The sequence below is a fragment of the Paraburkholderia sp. EG287B genome (assembly GCF_040965595.1).
Taxonomy (GTDB): domain Bacteria; phylum Pseudomonadota; class Gammaproteobacteria; order Burkholderiales; family Burkholderiaceae; genus Paraburkholderia.
Window position 1 is genome coordinate 64039 of record NZ_JBFRCG010000017.1, and the last position, 16182, is coordinate 80220.

Consider the following 16182-nt stretch of genomic DNA (forward strand, 5'->3'; position numbering starts at 1 on the left):
GATGCACGAGATCGGACCAGCCTGGCGTGGTACGCACGGCCACCGGTGCGCGCGGGCCGTCCGTGCTACCCGGGCCGCCCGGGCCACCAGCCGCACCCGGCGGCTCAGCCTGCACGAACCCTGGGCCGCCTTCGCTGCGCGGAGGCCTGGCGTTGGAGGAAGAAGGCGCGCCGCCGCTCAATCGTGACGACCCCGCAGCGAAAGCCGCGAAACCATGTGCGTCGCCATGCCGCGAAAACCGCCCTGCACGCCGCGCCATAGGCGCGGCAGCGCCCAGGCCGCGAGCACGAGAAACGCCACGAGCATGACGAGGAAGAGCAGCGGCACGAAGAGCGCGAGCAGCACGCCGACGAAGGTCATGCCGTCTTCGGCGCTCGATGCGACGACGTTCGACACCGGCTCAGGCGACAGATTGATGAGCGCGCGGGTGCCCGCCTTGGCGAGATGCGCCGTGCCCGCGAGCGTGCCGCCCGCCAGCGCGGCGACGGTCAACAGCGCCGGATCGGCATGGCCGAGCGCGCCGGCCGCGAGCACGGCCCCGGCCGGAATGCGGATGAAGGTATGCACCGCGTCCCAGAGCGAATCGAACGCGGGAATCTTGTCGGCGAGGAATTCGAGCACCGTGAGCGCGGCGGCGATGCCGATCACCCACGGCGAAGCGAGCACGGCGAGCGTGTCAGGCAGGTGAATCAGGCCGAGACGTTGCAATACGCCGGCGATCAGCACCGTGAGATAGAGGCGCAGGCCGCTGCCCCAGGACAGGCCCGCTGCTAGCGAAAGTGGTTCCAGCATGGCTGCCTCCTCGCGCGGCGCGGCCGGGGCGCCGGCGCTCCACGCGCAAAGCGGGAGAGCAGGCGCTGTGCGCACACGCTCGCCGCTCATGCGGCGCGGAGTGTTATCGGGTTATGACCGTTCCATTATAGCCACGCTCGCTGCGGTGCCGCAGCGGTGTTGCGCGGCCGCGGCACGGGATAGGCATCGAGGTATGCGCAGCGAATTTGATCAGGCGGCCGAAGAAAGCTTGAGTCCGATGAGGCCGAGCACGATCAGCGCGGCGCTCGCCACACGCGCGGCGCTCACGGCCTCGCCCATCATGACGATGCCGAACACGAACGCGCCGACCGCGCCAATGCCCGTCCACACCGCATAGGCGGTGCCGAGCGGCAGTTGACGCATGGCCATGGCGAGCAGGACGAAACTGCCCAGGGCCGTGACCACGGTGAACACCGAGGGCCAGAGCCGCGTGAATCCTTCGGAAAATTTGAGACCGGCGGCCCACGCCACTTCGAGCAGGCCGGCGACAAGAAGAAGAAACCAGGACATGAGGGACGCTCCATTTGAAAAAATGGGGCCGTCCCCGATGACATCAAAATCTGCAAGGCCGTCCTTACAGAACCGTAATGATAGCACCAGCGCGGTGCAGGCGCGCCGTGAGGGCTCGCCGTGCAGCCTTACTGCACGCCGACCAGCCGGTACCCCACGCCCGTCTCCGTGATGATGTGCTCCGGCTGTGCGGGATCGCGCTCCAATTTCTGCCGCAGATGCGCCATGTAGATGCGCAGGTAATGGCTGCTCTCCACGTGCGACGGCCCCCAGACCTCGCGCAGCAGTTGCCGGTGCGTGAGCACACGCCCCGCGTCGCGCACGAGGGTGGCGAGCAGGCGGTACTCGATCGGCGTGAGATGCACGGGCGCGCCTTCGCGCGTGACCTGGCGCAGGCCGAGATCGACGTTCACGGCGCCGAAACTCACCTGCGGCGCCTCGTTCGCGCCACCGCGGTTGCGCCGCCGCAGCTGTGCGCGAATGCGCGCGAGCAGCTCGGACACGCCGAACGGCTTCGTGAGGTAGTCGTCGGCGCCGGCGTCGAGCGCGGCCACCTTCTCGCTTTCCTGGGTGCGGGCCGAAAGCACGATCACGGGCAGATCGCTCCAGCCGCGCAGTTCGCGGATCACGTCGAGGCCGTCGGTGTCGGGCAGGCCCAGGTCGACGATCACGAGGTCGGGCTTGCGCGTGGCGGCCTCGACGAGGCCCTGCTTGCCGGTCTCGGCGTCGTGCACGACGATGCCCTCGCCCTCCAGCGTTGCGCGCACGAATCGGCGAATCTGCTTTTCGTCTTCGATTAGAACGACGGCGATGCTCGGGTCACTCATTTGCGGGTTTGGGATCGACGTTTTCTTGAGGGGCGGCCATGCGCGGGACGGATTCGCCTCTGACAGGTTCGGCGGCGCTCACATGTTCTGCGTCGCCGGCGGCCTCAACCGGCTCAACCGGCTCGAGCGCTTCGTGTGCCTCTGGCGCATCGGTCACATCGGCGGGCAGCGGCGGCGGCGACTCCACGGGCAGCGCGAACCAGAACGTCGCGCCTTGCACATGGCCGTCGGCGGCAACGCGATTGGCTGCACCGATTGTACCCCCGTGCGCCTCCACGATCGCGCGGCAGATGGCGAGTCCGAGCCCGATGCCGGGCTTGGCCGACTCCTTCTCGCCGCGCGTGAACTTCTCGAACACGCGCTCGCCCATGCCGGGCGGCAGACCCGGCCCGTTGTCCTCGATCGAGACGCGCACAAACGGCTGGCCGCCCTCCTCCACGCGCCGTGCCGCGATGGTGAGCGACGCGTCGGCCGGCGTGTACTTGGCCGCATTCTCCAGCAGGTTCGAGAAGAGACGCTCCATCAGCACGGCGTCGAGCTGGAGCAGCGGCAAGCCCTCTTCCAGCTTCACCCGCACGGGGTGGCGCGCGAGCACGCGGCGGCAAGCGGCGAGCGCGGCGCCCACGGTTTCCTCGAGCAGCGTCCACTGACGATTGAGATTGAGGCTGCCCGCCTGCAGCCGCGCCATGTCGAGCAGGTTCGTGACGATGCCCGTCATGCGCAGCGCCTCGTCGTGAATCGCCTCGATCAGTTCGCCCGAGCGCGCATCCTGCGCATCCCCCGGCTCGTGGGTTTGCGCGAGCATCGACGAGAAGCCGACGATCGTCGTGAGCGGCGTGCGCAGGTCGTGCGAGATGGCCGAGAGCAGCGAGTTGCGCAGCCGCTCCGACTCCATGTTGACGAGCGCGTCGCGCGCGATGTCCACGTAGTGCACACGCTCGAGCGCGAGTGCGATTTGCGCGGCGAACGCGTCGAGCATGCGCTGCTGTTCGGGCACCTGCAGCTCGCGCGCGTCGCGCGTCACGACGGCGAGCACGCCGCGCGTGCGCATCGGCGCCTTGAGCGGCAGGTAGCGCGCCACGGCCGCCGGCAGCGTGTCGGTGCCGTTGCCCGCGGGCTTTTGCTGGTCGTACACCCACTGGCCCACGTCGATGTCGACGTTTTCGGCTTCGAGCATGATCTTCGGATCGGGCTCCTCGATCTTCTGCTGCACCTTGTCGGCGCTATCCGGCAGCAGCAGCGCCACGCGCGCGCCGAACACCTCGCTCACGTGGCGGCTGCCGATCGCGACGATCTGCTCCGTGGTGAGCGCCGCGGCCAGCTCGCGCGCCATCGCGTACATCGCGCCGGTGCGCTGTTCGCGCCGCTGCGCGACGCTCGCCTCGCGGCGCAGGCTCGACGTCAGATGGCTGATGACGAGCGAAGTGAGCAGCATGCCGACGAACGTCAGCAGATATTGCGTATCGGAGACCGAGAACGACATGCGCGGCGGCACGAAGAAAAAGTCGTACGCCGCAACGCTTGCAAACGAGAGCATCACGCCCGGCCCGCGCCCGAGCCTGGTCGCCGTGAAGATCACGCCGAGCAGATACAGCATGACGAGATTCGCGAGGTCGATGCGGTCGATCAGCTGGTTCGCGACGAGCGTCACGCAGGCGCAGATCACGAGCGCGGCCGCGTAGGCGCGCGGGGGCGAGCGTTCGGCGCCCCCTGCCGCAAGCGCATCGCGCCAGGCGTTCGCAGCGCGCGTGGCGGCACTGGCCGCGCCTCCGGGCTCGCTGCCCCCGCGCACGGCTTCGCCCGCGCTCGCGCGCACAAGCGTGAGATCGACATCGCCGGCTTTTTCGGCTAGGCGCTCGCCGAACGGGCGCTTCACCCAGCGTGACAAGCCCGTGCGCAGCGAGCCGCCCGCCACGAGCTTCGAGACATTGCGCAGCCGCGCGTAGCCGACCAGCGTGGTCGCGGCGTCCTCGCCCGCGAGCGTCGCCGTTTCGGCGCCGAGTTCGGAGGCGAGCTTGAGCGCGCCGAGCGTGCGCTCGCGTACGGCATCGGGCAGACGCTGGAGCTTCGGCGTCTCCACGTACACGGCGATCCAGTCGGCCTTCAGGCTCGCGGCGAGCCGCGCCGCGGCGCGCACCAGCGCGTTCGCCTCGGGCCCCGGCCCCACGCAGACGACGAGCCGCTCGCGCGCCTGCCACACATGCTGGATCGAGCGGTCGGCACGATACTCGCGCATCTGCGCGTCCACGCGATCGGCGGTGCGGCGCAGCGCAAGTTCGCGCAGCGCGATCAGGTTGCCCTTGCGAAAGAAGTTGCGCACCGCGCGCTCGGCCTGCGCCGGCATGTAGACCTTGCCGTCGCGCATGCGGTCGAGCAGTTCTTCGGCGGGCAGGTCGACGAGCGTGACTTCGTCGGCGCGGTCGAACACACGGTCGGGCACGGTTTCCCAGACGCGAATGCCCGTGATCTGCCCCACTACGTCGTTGAGACTTTCGAGGTGCTGCACATTGACGGTCGTGTAGACGTCGATGCCCGCGTCGAGCAGTTCGTACACGTCCTGCCAGCGCTTCATGTGGCGCGCGCCGGCCACATTCGAGTGCGCCAGTTCGTCGACGAGCACGAGCTGCGGCTTGCGTTCGAGCGCGGCGTCGAGATCGAACTCTTCGAGCAGTCGCCCGCGGTAGGCAATGCGCTGGCGCGGCATCACTTCGAGGCCGGCGGTGAGCGCGGCGGTCTCGCTGCGCCCATGCGTCTCGACGATGCCGACCACCACGTCCACGCCTTCCTCGGCGCGGCGGCGCGCGGCCTGCAGCATTGCATAGGTCTTGCCAACGCCGGCTGACGCGCCGAAGAAGATCTTCAGCTTGCCGCGGCGGCGTTTTTCTTCGTCGCGCTGCAGCCGGTCGAGCAGTTCGTCGGGATCGGGGCGGTTCATGCGGAAGTCGGGATGAGTTTCTCGTGGGTGGCACCTGGCGCACGAAAGATCGTCTCACCGTGGCGCGGAAATGGCAAACCGCACGCTCGACGCGCCAGGCGTCGAGCGTGCGGTGCGGCTCAACGTTCCCGCTCAGCTAACCTCTTTGCCGTCGAGCGCGAGGTTCAACTCGAGTACGTTCACACGCGGCTCGCCAAAGAGGCCGAACTGGCGACCTTTCGTATGACGCTCCACGAGCGTCTGCACGTCGCTCGGGCTCATATGGCGCGCCTGCGCCACGCGCGCCACCTGGTAGGCGGCGGCGGCCGGCGAGATCTCGGGATCGAGCCCGCTGCCCGACGACGTCACGAGGTCGGCCGGAATGGGCTGCGAGACATCGGTGCCCGCGGCCTTGAGGGCGGCGATGCGGCCTTTGATCTCGTCGGCGAGCGCCGGGTTGGTCGGCCCGAGGTTCGAGGCACCCGAGCTCGTCGCGTTGTACGGCATCGGCGAGGTGGCCGAGAGACGGCCCCAGAAGTACTGGGGCGCGTCGAACTGCTGGCCGATGAGCGAGCTGCCCACCACCTTGCCGTCAACTTCGACGAGACTGCCGTTGGCCTGGTGATGGAACGCGGCCTGGCCGAACGCGGTCATCACGGCCGGATACACGAGGCCGGTGATGACCGTCAGCACGGCGAAGATCACGATCAGAGGACGAAACTGCGATTTCATTTTGGCTTCCTATGTATCTATCCGTGTGGGTCGGCGCGGATCAAACCCAGCCGAACGCGGCGAGCACCATATCGATCAGCTTGATGCACGGGAACGGCAGGAGAATGCCGCCGAGGCCGTAGACCAGCAGATTGCGGCGCAGCAGCGTCGCCGCGCCGAGCGGCCGGTACTTCACGCCCTTGAGCGCGAGCGGAATCAGCATGACGATGATGAGCGCGTTGAAGATCACCGCCGAGAGGATCGCCGACGACGGCGACGTCAGATGCATGACGTCGAGCACGCGCAGTTGCGGATACGTCGAGGCGAACGCCGCCGGGATGATCGCGAAGTACTTCGCGACGTCGTTGGCGATCGAGAACGTCGTGAGCGAGCCGCGCGTCATGAGCATCTGCTTGCCGATCTCGACGATCTCGATGAGCTTGGTCGGGTTCGAGTCGAGGTCGACCATGTTGCCCGCTTCCTTCGCGGCCTGGGTACCCGTGTTCATCGCCACGGCCACGTCGGCCTGCGCGAGCGCCGGGGCGTCGTTGGTGCCGTCGCCCGTCATCGCCACGAGCTTGCCTTGCGCCTGGTGCTCGCGAATGGTCGCGAGCTTGGTTTCAGGCGTGGCCTGCGCGAGGAAGTCGTCCACGCCCGCTTCGGCGGCGATCGCGGCGGCGGTCAGGCGGTTGTCGCCCGTCACCATCACGGTCTTGATACCCATCTTGCGCAGCTCGGCGAATCGCTCCTTGATACCGCCCTTCACCACGTCCTTCAGCTCGATCACGCCGAGCACGCGCGCGATGCCGTCATGCAACTCGGCGACCACGAGCGGCGTGCTGCCGCGGCGTGCCACATCGTCCACGGCGTTTTCGACTTCGCCAGGGAAACGGCCGCCGTGCGCTTGAACGTAGTTCTTCACGGCATCGGCGGCACCCTTGCGGATCTCGCGGCCGGGCATGTCCACACCGCTCATGCGCGTTTGGGCGCTGAAAGCGAGGAACTCAGCGTGCAGCGAGTGCATGTCGCGCTGGCGAATGTTGAAGCGCTGCTTCGCGAGCACGACGATGCTGCGGCCTTCCGGCGTTTCGTCGGCGAGCGACGAGAGCTGCGCGGCGTCGGCGAGCACTTCTTCGGTCACGCCGGGCGCCGGCAGGAACATCGACGCCTGACGATTGCCGAGCGTGATCGTGCCGGTCTTGTCGAGCAGCAGCACGTCCACGTCGCCGGCGGCTTCCACCGCGCGACCCGAAGTCGCGATCACGTTGGCCTGCATCATGCGGCTCATGCCGGCCACGCCGATCGCCGAAAGCAGCCCGCCGATGGTCGTCGGAATCAGGCAGACGAGCAGCGCCACGAGCGCCGTGATCGTGACCACGTGGCCCATCTTCGCGGCATCGACCGAGAACATCGAGAACGGCAGCAGCGTCGCGGTGGCGAGCAGCAGCACGATGCTCAGCGCAACGAGCAGGATCGTGAGCGCGATTTCGTTCGGCGTTTTCTGGCGCTTCGCGCCTTCGACCATCGCGATCATGCGGTCGAGGAACGCTTCGCCCGGGTTCGCGGTGACGCGCACGACGATCCAGTCGGAGAGCACGCGCGTGCCACCCGTCACCGAAGAAAAGTCACCGCCCGACTCGCGGATCACCGGCGCCGATTCGCCCGTGATGGCCGATTCGTCCACCGATGCCACGCCTTCGATCACTTCGCCGTCCGCCGGAATGGTGTCGCCGGTCTCGACAAGCACCACGTCGCCGCGACGCAGGTCGGACGCCGTCATGATGCGGATCGGCGCCTTCGGATGCGGCTCGTTGAGCTTCTTGGCCATGACGTCTTTCTTGGCCTGGCGCAGCGACGCTGCCTGCGCCTTCGAGCGACCTTCGGCGAGCGCTTCCGCGAAGTTCGCGAACAGCACCGTGAACCACAGCCAGAGCGCGACCGCGAGGATGAAACCCGCGGGCGCTTCGGCCTGGCCCACCAGCGCCGCGACCCAGAGGATCGTCGTGAGCACGCTGCCCACGTAGACGCAGAACATCACCGGGTTGCGCAACTGCGTGCGCGGATTGAGTTTTCTGAACGAGTCCACGATGGCCGGACGCACCAGCGCCGGATCGAACATGGACCGAGTTGCACTATGCTGATTCATTTTCGTTTCGCTCATGTTGCGAAGGCCCCCGTTCAATGCACGCCCATCATGATCAGATGCTCGACACCGGGACCGAGCGCGAGCGCGGGCACATAGGTGAGCGCACCGACCAGCAGCACCGTGCCGAGCAGCAGCACGACGAAGAGCGGACCATGCGTGGGCAGCGTGCCGCCCGTTACCGCAATACGCTTCTTGCTTGCGAGCGAACCCGCGATGGCGAGCACCGGAATGATGGTGCCGAAGCGGCCGAACCACATCGCAATGGCGAGCAGCCAGTTATAGAACGGCGTGTTCACGGTCAGGCCTGCGAACGCGCTGCCGTTGTTGTTGGCGGCCGAGCTGAACGCATACAGGATCTCGGAGAAGCCATGCGCGCCCGGATTGGCGATACCGGCCTTGCCCGCGTCGGCGAGCACCGCGATCGAGGTGCCGACCAGCACGAGCAGCGGCGTGAGCAGCACGACGATCGAGACCATCTTCATCTCGAACGACTCGATCTTCTTGCCGACATATTCCGGCGTGCGGCCGATCATGAGCCCCGCCACGAACACCGCGAGCAGCGCGAATACGAGCATGCCGTAGAGACCCGAACCGACACCGCCGAAGATCACCTCGCCGAGCTGGATGAAGAGCATCGGAACGAGACCGCCAAGCGGCGTGAGCGAGTCGTGTGCAGCGTTCACGGCGCCGCACGAAGCCGCCGTGGTCGCGACCACGAAGATGCCCGTCTGCGCGATGCCAAAGCGCGTTTCCTTGCCTTCCATGTTGCCGCCGGCCTGCAGCGCGCTGGCGTGCTGGTCGACGTTGAGCGTCGTGAACATCGGATTGCCCGACTGCTCGGCGGACAGCACACCGCCCACGGCCACGGCGAACGCCACCGTCATCACCGCGAGCACCGCGACGCCCTGCCTGCGGTCGCCCACCACGTTGCCGAACACGAGACACAGCGCGGCCGGAATGATCAGAATCGCCAACATTTCGATGACGTTCGAGGCCGGCGTGGGGTTCTCGTACGGATGCGCCGAGTTCGCGTTGAAGAAGCCGCCGCCGTTGGTGCCGAGCATCTTGATCGCGACCTGCGAGGCGACCGGACCCATGGCGAGCGTCTGCGACGTGACCTTCGTGTCCACCGTTTCAGGATTGCCCTTCGCGTCCTTCACCGGGTTGCCCTGGGCGTCGAGCTTCGGCGCGGCGTAGGTCGTGGTTTGCAGCACCGGCACGTCCTGATACGCCTTGAAGTTCTGGATCATGCCCTGGCTCATCAGGAGCGCAGCGATGATCGCCGACATCGGCACGAGGATGTAGAGCGTCGTGCGCGTGAGGTCGACCCAGAAGTTGCCGATGGTCTGCACCGAGTGGCGCGCAAAGCCGCGAATCAGCGCGATCACGACCACGATGCCCGTCGCCGCCGACAGGAAGTTCTGCACGGTGAGGCCGAGCATCTGCGTGAGATAGCTCACCGTTTGCTCGGGCGTGTAGTCCTGCCAGTTGGTGTTGGTGACGAAACTCACGGCCGTGTTGAACGCGCCGTCCACCGTCATCGCACCGAACTGCTGCGGGTTGCCGGGCAGCCAGCCCTGAATGCGCAGCAGCACATAGAGAAAGCCCACGCCGAGCACGTTGAACGAGATGGTGGCGAGCGCATAGCGCTTCCAGTTCATCTCGGCCTGCGGATCGACGCCGGCAATGCGATAGAGGAAGTTTTCGAGCGGCGCAAAGAGACGCACGACGCGCGAGCGCCCGTCGAGCACGCGCGTCATGTAGCCCGATACGGGCACCGCGAGCGCGAGCAGAACGACGAGGAAAATCCCCGCCTGGAGCAGATTGTTGGCGTTCATTCGATATCCTCCGCGCGCAGCAGCGCATGGACGAGATAAACGAACAGCAACAGCGTTGCCGCCCCCGATAGCCAGAAGATCCAGGTCATGGGCGCACCCCCTTCGCACCTTGATCGCGGCGGTACTGCATGAGCTTCTCGCAGCCCGCGATCAACGCGTATGTGAGCGCGGCGAAAACCACCAGCCCCCCGATATACAGCACATCCATTGTCGTGTTCTCCATTCGCGGATGACGGATGGCAGAAAGTTACCCGCTAAGGCATTAAATCCGGATCAAAGGTTTTGGCGCGCGTATAAAAAGCGCGTAAACGCGGGCGAGAACACGAGACGGCGCACGAGGAAAAAAGGCGCGCAACATTGGCGTTGCGCGCCTTTTGGGGCTCCATGACGGAGTCAAGGAACGTAAAGAACAGATCAATGCGCCAGCGCCGATGGCATGCCCCGTGCGCCGCGGCGGTGCATCAAGTGTCAGGTCACGGGATCAGCACGGTCGAACCGGTGGTCTTGCGCGCTTCGAGGTCGGCATGCGCCTGCCCGACGTCCTCGAGCGCGCAGCGCTGGTTGATCGACGTCTTGACCTTGCCCGACGACACCACGTCGAACAACTCGGCGGCCATCGCTTCGTAGTCGGCGCGCTTCGCGATATAGGTGAAGAGCGTCGGGCGCGTGAAGAAAAGCGAGCCGCGCCCGGCGAACTCCGACGAATCGATCGGCGGCAGCGGCCCCGAAGCATTGCCGAAGCTCACGAACATGCCGAGCGGCGCAAGACAGTCGAGCGATTTCGTGTAGGTGTCCTTGCCGATCGAGTCGTACACCACGGGCACGCCCGCGCCGTTCGTGATCTCGCGCACGCGCGCCGTGAAGTCCTCGCGCGTGTAGACGATCGGATGATCGCAGCCGTGCGCCTTCGCGATCGCGGCCTTCTCGTCCGAGCCCACGGTGCCGATCACGGTCGCGCCCAGCGCCTTCGCCCACTGGCACACGAGCAGGCCCACGCCGCCCGCCGCCGCCTGAATGAGGATGGTGTCGCCGGCCTGCACGCGATACGTGCGACGCAGCAGGTATTGCGCCGTAAGACCCTGCAGCATGATCGAAGCGGCGGCTTCGTCGCTGATCGCGTCGGGCAGCTTGATCAACTGGTCGGCGCGCAGCACGCGCTCCTGCGCGTAGGCACCCGGCGGGCGCGCGACATACGCCACGCGGTCGCCCACCTTCAGCGTGCTCACGCCGCGGCCCACCGCCGTCACCTCGCCGGCTGCCTCCATGCCGAGCCCGGCGGGCAGCGCCTGCGGATAGAGCCCCGTGCGGAAGTACACGTCGATGTAATTGAGGCCGCACGCGCTCTGGCGCAGGCGCACCTCGCCCTCGCCCGGCTCGCCCACGTCGACATCCACCCACTTCATCACTTCGGGGCCACCGGTCTTGTCGTATCGGATTGCCTTGGTCATCACGTCTCCTTGGTGTTGTCCTGGCTGGTTTCCTGAAATCGGGCTACGCGGCGCGCTTCAGACCGCGTTTTTCTGGCGCAGCGTGAGCACGTCGAGCAGCATGCGCGCCGTCGAGATGTTCGTCGCGCACGGCACGTCGTGCACGTCGCATGCGCGCACGAGCGCGTTGATGTCGGGTTCGTGCGGCTGCGGAGTCATCGGGTCGCGCAGGAAGATCACGATGTCGACGTTGCCTTCCGCGAGCCGGGCGCCGATCTGCAGGTCGCCGCCGTGCGGGCCCGAGAGCATGCGCTCGACGTTCACGCCCGTCGCGGCCTCGATGCGCGAGCCGGTCGTGCCGGTCGCGATGATCTCGCAGTGGCGCAGCGTATCGACGTATTCGGTCGCCAGCTTGACGATGTCATCCTTCTTGTGGTCGTGCGCGATCAGTGCGACGCGGGTTGGCATGGCGTAACTCTCCTTGACGTGGGGTTTGCGTGCGTAATTGTCGTGATGCGTGTCGTGCTGCGTGTCGTGGTGGCGGCGCCGCGGCTGCCCAACGCTGACTCGATATCAGTAGGTGCCGGGATAGGCCCCGCCGTCGATCAGCCAGTTCTGCCCGGTGATATAGCCCGCGTGCACGCTGCACAGGAACGCGCAGGCGCGGCCGAATTCCTCGGGCGTGCCGAAACGTCCGGCCGGAATCGACTTCATGCGGCGCGCACGCGCTTCTTCTTCCGAAATCTGGCTCGCCTTCGCCTGCGCGACGATGGTGGCCTGGATGCGGTCGGTGTCGAACGCGCCCGGCAGCAGGTTGTTGATCGTGACGCCGGTGGCCGCGACCTGGCGCGCCACGCCCGCGACGAAGCCCGTGAGCCCCGAGCGCGCGCCGTTCGAGAGGCCGAGCACGTCGATCGGCGCCTTCACCGAGGAACTCGTGATGTTGACGATGCGCCCGAAGCCGCGCGCGATCATGGCGTCGATGGTGGACTGGATCAGCGCGATCGGCGTGAGCATGTTCGCTTCGAGCGCCGCGATCCACGCCTCGTGGGTGTACTTGCGGAAGTCGCCCGGTGGCGGGCCGCCCGCGTTGTTCACCAGAATGTCCGGCGACGGACACGCCGCAAGCGCGGCGGCCCGGCCCGCTTCGGTCGTGATGTCGCAGGCCACCGCCTTGACGTCCACGCCCGTGCTCTTGCGGATCTGCGCGGCGGTTTCCTCCAGTGTCTGCGCGGTGCGCGCGACGATCGTCACGTTGACGCCTTCGGCGGCGAGCGCCTCGGCGCAGCCGCGCCCAAGTCCCTTGCTGGCCGCGCACACCAGCGCGTTGCGTCCTGCGATGCCCATGTCCATCGTTTTCGTGTCCTTTTTGCGTGGATGACCGTCCTGTGACAGGGCGGACACGGCCAGGCCTTGCGCCGCGCCGCCCTGCGACCTTTTTGGGATTCTAGAAGAATCGGGCGCGACGCGTGGAAGGCCGCTGGCGCGGGACCCGGCAACCGGTGAGCGAAGTCGCCTCGCCACGCGCCATGCGCGCGCCGATGGGTGCATGCTTACCGTATACTTGCGCCTGTAGCGCGGCCCGGCGCCCTCGCAAGCCTTGAGCGCTTGCCGCGCGGCGGGCCGTGCTCGCCGCCACCGCGCAACCCGGGCGTGAGCTTCGGGCTCGCGCGGCAACGGCACGACCGCTTCTCCGATTCCCTTGCAGCCTTGTGCGCCCCGCCATGAAACAGGACAGCCGTTTCCCGAATCTCTTCATCCTCGATCACCCGCTGATCCAGCACAAGCTCACGCATATGCGCGACAAGGACACGTCCACGCGCACGTTCCGCGAGCTGCTGCGCGAGATCACGCTGCTGATGGGCTATGAAATCACGCGCGACCTGCCGGTCGCGTCGCGCCGCGTGCAAACGCCGCTCGTCGAAATCGATGCGCCGGTGATCGCGGGCAAGAAGCTCGCCATCGTGCCGGTGCTGCGCGCGGGCGTGGGCATGTCCGACGGCCTGCTCGAGCTGGTGCCGTCCGCGCGCGTCGGCCATATCGGCGTGTATCGCGCCGACGACCATCGCCCGGTCGAGTATCTCGTGCGGCTGCCCGACCTCGAGGACCGCACCTTCATCCTCTGCGATCCGATGGTCGCGACGGGCTACTCGGCGGCGCACGCCATCGACGTGCTCAAGCGCCGCGGCGTGTCCGGCGAGCGCATCCTGTTCCTCGCGCTGGTGGCCGCGCCCGAAGGCGTCGACGTGTTCCAGAAGGCGCACCCGGACGTGAAGCTCTACGTGGCGTCGCTCGATTCGCATCTGAACGAGCACGCCTACATCATTCCGGGCCTCGGTGACGCCGGCGACCGGCTCTTCGGCACGAAGAACTAACCGCCGCGCCGCGGTTGTTCAGGGGCGGCCGGGGAAAACGGGCCGCCCTCGCCCCATCCCCGCCTTGCGCGGGCACACCCGATCCTGCCCCCTTAGCGCCCTCAGCGGCCGGCGTAAGCGGCAATCGTCTGGCGTTGCGTTACGAAGGCAGGCGAAGCCGGTCGGTCCCGGCGTGATAAAATTCAGGTCCACCTGAACGGGCGCTGCGTCCCGTCCTGCCGGCACATCATGCTGCGCGGGCATGACGCGCGAGGCACGCGCGAAAATCACGCGCGCCGCGCGAACGACGCGCGAAGGCCGCACCCGGGAACATCGCAACGACAACAGCACATTGCACACTGCACGCGCATGGCGCGTGAGACGGAGAAAGGTATGGCGGGTCATTCGAAATGGGCCAACATCAAGCACAAGAAGGCTGCTGCTGACGCGAAGCGCGGCAAGGTCTGGACGCGGCTCATCAAGGAAATCCAGGTCGCGGCGCGCATGGGCGGCGGCGATGCCGATACGAACCCGCGCCTGCGTCTGGCTGTGGACAAGGCGTACGACGCCAACATGCCCAAGGACAACATCAACCGCGCCATCCAGCGCGGTGTGGGTGGCGTCGATGGCGCGAACTACGAGGAAATCCGCTACGAAGGCTACGGCATCGGCGGCGCGGCCGTCATCGTCGACACGATGACCGACAACCGCACCCGCACGGTCGCGGAAGTGCGCCACGCGTTCTCGAAGTTCGGCGGCAACATGGGCACGGACGGCTCGGTTGCGTTCATGTTCGATCACGTGGGCCAGTTCGTGTTCGCGCCGGGCACGCCCGAAGACGAGCTCATGAACGCCGCGCTCGAAGCGGGCGCCGACGACGTCGTGACGAACGACGACGGTTCGATCGAAGTGGTCTGTCCGCCGTTCGACTTCACGAAGGTGAAGACCGCCCTCGAAGCCGCGGGCTTCAAGGCCGAAATGGCCGAAGTCACCATGAAGCCGCAAAACGAGGTCGAATTCACGGGCGACGACGCCGTGAAGATGCAAAAACTGCTCGACGCTCTCGAAAACCTGGACGACGTCCAGGATGTGTACACCAACGCGTCGATCGCCGAGGAATAAGGCGTCGGCCCGGGAGGCCGCGTCGAGGTCTGCTTTGGCCCCGCCTCCTGCTCGCGATTTTCACGGCCGGCGCACTGCGCGCCGGCCGCAACTGTTTCTGGTCTTGGTCTCTCGGGGATTCTCATGAAGTTACTCGTCGTCGGTTCTGGCGGCCGCGAACATGCGCTGGCGTGGAAGCTCGCGCAGTCGCCGCGCGTGCAGCTCGTCTACGTCGCACCCGGTAACGGCGGCACCGCGCAGGACGAGCGGCTCGCCAACGTCGACATCACGGATATCCACGAGCTCGCCGATTTCGCCGAGCGCGAAGGCGTCGCCCTCACGGTGGTCGGCCCCGAAGCGCCGCTCGCCGCGGGCATCGTCAACGTGTTCCGCCAGCGCGGCTTGAAGGTGTTCGGCCCGTCGAAGGAAGCCGCGCAGCTCGAAAGCTCGAAGGACTTCGCCAAGGCGTTCATGAAACGCCACAACATCCCGACGGCGGCCTACGAGACCTTCTCGGACGCCGCCGCGGCGCACGCCTACGTCGAGAAGAACGGCGCGCCCATCGTCATCAAGGCCGACGGCCTGGCTGCCGGCAAGGGCGTGGTCGTGGCGATGTCGCTGGAAGAGGCGCACCAGGCCATCGACATGATGCTCGCCGACAACAAGCTCGGCGACGCCGGCGCGCGCGTGGTGATCGAGGAATTCCTCACGGGCGAGGAAGCGAGCTTCATCGTCATGGTGGACGGCAAGCACGTGCTCGCGCTCGCCTCGAGCCAGGACCACAAGCGCCTGCAGGACGGCGACCAGGGCCCGAACACGGGCGGCATGGGCGCCTACTCGCCCGCGCCGATCGTCACGCCGCAGCTGCACGCACGCGTGATGCGCGAAATCATCCTGCCGACCGTGGCGGGCATGGAGAAGGAAGGCATCCGCTACACGGGCTTCCTCTACGCCGGTCTGATGATCGACGCGCAGGGCAACCCGAAGACGCTCGAATTCAACTGCCGCATGGGCGACCCCGAAACGCAGCCGATCATGGCGCGCCTGAAGGGCGACTTCTCGAAGGTCGTGGAGCACGCCATCGCCGGCACGCTCAACCAGGTCGAGCTCGAGTGGGACCGCCGCACGGCGCTCGGCGTCGTGCTCGCCGCGCACAACTATCCGGACACGCCGCGCAAGGGCGACCGCATCAGCGAGATCCCCGCGGAAACCGCCGATTCGGTGACGTTCCACGCGGGCACGCAGATGGTGGACGGCAAGCTCGTGACCTCGGGCGGCCGCGTGCTGTGCGTGGTGGGTCTCGCCGATTCGGTGCGCAGCGCGCAGAACGTGGCGTACGAAACCGTGAACCGCATCTCGTTCGACGGCATGCAGTATCGCAACGACATCGGCCATCGCGCCGCGGGGCGCAAGCAATAAGCGCAGTGCTTTGCCGGGGCCGCCCGTTTCGATGCGGCCCCAAAGGCAGCGAACGGCCATGCGCCGCCGCGCAAAGGCGCGCTCACGGCATTTTCGCCTGGCCGGTTCGCGCGCCGAAAAGC

General features: G+C 67.1%; 15 protein-coding genes. 3 read left to right on the plus strand and 12 right to left on the minus strand.

All coding sequences use genetic code 11. The features are described 5' to 3' along the window. Nucleotides 1-177 precede the first annotated feature (177 nt). The 12 genes from AB4Y40_RS29490 to AB4Y40_RS29545 all read right to left on the minus strand — a co-directional run bounded on the left by AB4Y40_RS29490 (nt 178) and on the right by AB4Y40_RS29545 (nt 12539). Entirely contained in the window at nt 178-792 is a 615-nt protein-coding gene (locus tag AB4Y40_RS29490; protein ID WP_368690853.1) for a DUF4126 domain-containing protein, read from the minus strand. Between the two features lie 210 nt (nt 793-1002). Next, a complete protein-coding gene (gene sugE / locus AB4Y40_RS29495) occupies nt 1003-1323 on the minus strand; it encodes a quaternary ammonium compound efflux SMR transporter SugE (protein ID WP_368690854.1) in 321 nt (106 codons plus the stop codon). 128 nt (nt 1324-1451) lie between these two features. Continuing rightward, nucleotides 1452-2150 carry a two-component system response regulator KdpE gene (gene kdpE, locus AB4Y40_RS29500; RefSeq protein WP_028205706.1) on the minus strand — a complete coding sequence of 233 codons (699 nt, stop codon included), beginning with the start codon at nt 2148-2150 and terminating at the stop codon, nt 1452-1454. After that, nucleotides 2143-5085: a DUF4118 domain-containing protein gene (locus tag AB4Y40_RS29505; protein ID WP_368690855.1), complete on the minus strand. Its 2943-nt coding sequence runs from the start codon at nt 5083-5085 to the stop codon at nt 2143-2145. Before AB4Y40_RS29505 ends, kdpE begins: the two co-directional genes overlap by 8 nt. Nucleotides 5086-5217: 132 nt before the next feature. Then, nucleotides 5218-5796, minus strand: coding sequence for a potassium-transporting ATPase subunit KdpC (kdpC, locus tag AB4Y40_RS29510; protein ID WP_133182052.1), 579 nt, complete (start codon nt 5794-5796; stop codon nt 5218-5220). A 40-nt stretch (nt 5797-5836) separates the two neighbouring features. Beyond that, on the minus strand, nt 5837-7921 hold the full coding sequence (gene kdpB, locus AB4Y40_RS29515; protein WP_368690856.1) for a potassium-transporting ATPase subunit KdpB: 2085 nt from the start codon (nt 7919-7921) through the stop codon (nt 5837-5839). Nucleotides 7922-7953: 32 nt separating this feature from the next. Continuing rightward, the gene (kdpA, locus tag AB4Y40_RS29520; RefSeq protein ID WP_368690857.1) at nt 7954-9759 is read right to left on the minus strand and encodes a potassium-transporting ATPase subunit KdpA; all 1806 of its coding nucleotides are present in this window, start codon (nt 9757-9759) and stop codon (nt 7954-7956) included. After that, nucleotides 9756-9848, minus strand: a complete 93-nt coding sequence (gene kdpF / locus AB4Y40_RS29525; RefSeq protein ID WP_027819619.1) for a K(+)-transporting ATPase subunit F — start codon at nt 9846-9848, stop codon at nt 9756-9758. Before kdpF ends, kdpA begins: the two co-directional genes overlap by 4 nt. Then, complete coding sequence (locus tag AB4Y40_RS29530) at nt 9845-9967, minus strand: potassium ABC transporter ATPase (RefSeq protein ID WP_069265305.1); 123 nt, start codon at nt 9965-9967, stop codon at nt 9845-9847. Before AB4Y40_RS29530 ends, kdpF begins: the two co-directional genes overlap by 4 nt. A gap of 265 nt (nt 9968-10232) precedes the next feature. After that, complete coding sequence (locus AB4Y40_RS29535) at nt 10233-11207, minus strand: quinone oxidoreductase (RefSeq protein ID WP_368690858.1); 975 nt, start codon at nt 11205-11207, stop codon at nt 10233-10235. Between the two features lie 57 nt (nt 11208-11264). Beyond that, on the minus strand, nt 11265-11654 hold the full coding sequence (locus AB4Y40_RS29540; RefSeq protein WP_321929849.1) for a methylglyoxal synthase: 390 nt from the start codon (nt 11652-11654) through the stop codon (nt 11265-11267). A 105-nt stretch (nt 11655-11759) separates the two neighbouring features. Continuing rightward, complete coding sequence (locus AB4Y40_RS29545; RefSeq protein ID WP_368690859.1) at nt 11760-12539, minus strand: SDR family oxidoreductase; 780 nt, start codon at nt 12537-12539, stop codon at nt 11760-11762. 371 nt (nt 12540-12910) lie between these two features. On the opposite strand from AB4Y40_RS29545, the gene upp reads away from it, so the two are divergent. The 3 genes from upp to purD all read left to right on the plus strand — a co-directional run bounded on the left by upp (nt 12911) and on the right by purD (nt 16060). Next, the gene (gene upp, locus AB4Y40_RS29550) at nt 12911-13561 is read left to right on the plus strand and encodes a uracil phosphoribosyltransferase (protein ID WP_342921021.1); all 651 of its coding nucleotides are present in this window, start codon (nt 12911-12913) and stop codon (nt 13559-13561) included. Nucleotides 13562-13933: 372 nt separating this feature from the next. Further along, entirely contained in the window at nt 13934-14662 is a 729-nt protein-coding gene (locus tag AB4Y40_RS29555) for a YebC/PmpR family DNA-binding transcriptional regulator (protein WP_069265309.1), read from the plus strand. 123 nt (nt 14663-14785) lie between these two features. Beyond that, a complete protein-coding gene (purD, locus tag AB4Y40_RS29560) occupies nt 14786-16060 on the plus strand; it encodes a phosphoribosylamine--glycine ligase (protein WP_368690860.1) in 1275 nt (424 codons plus the stop codon). Nucleotides 16061-16182 lie beyond the last annotated feature (122 nt).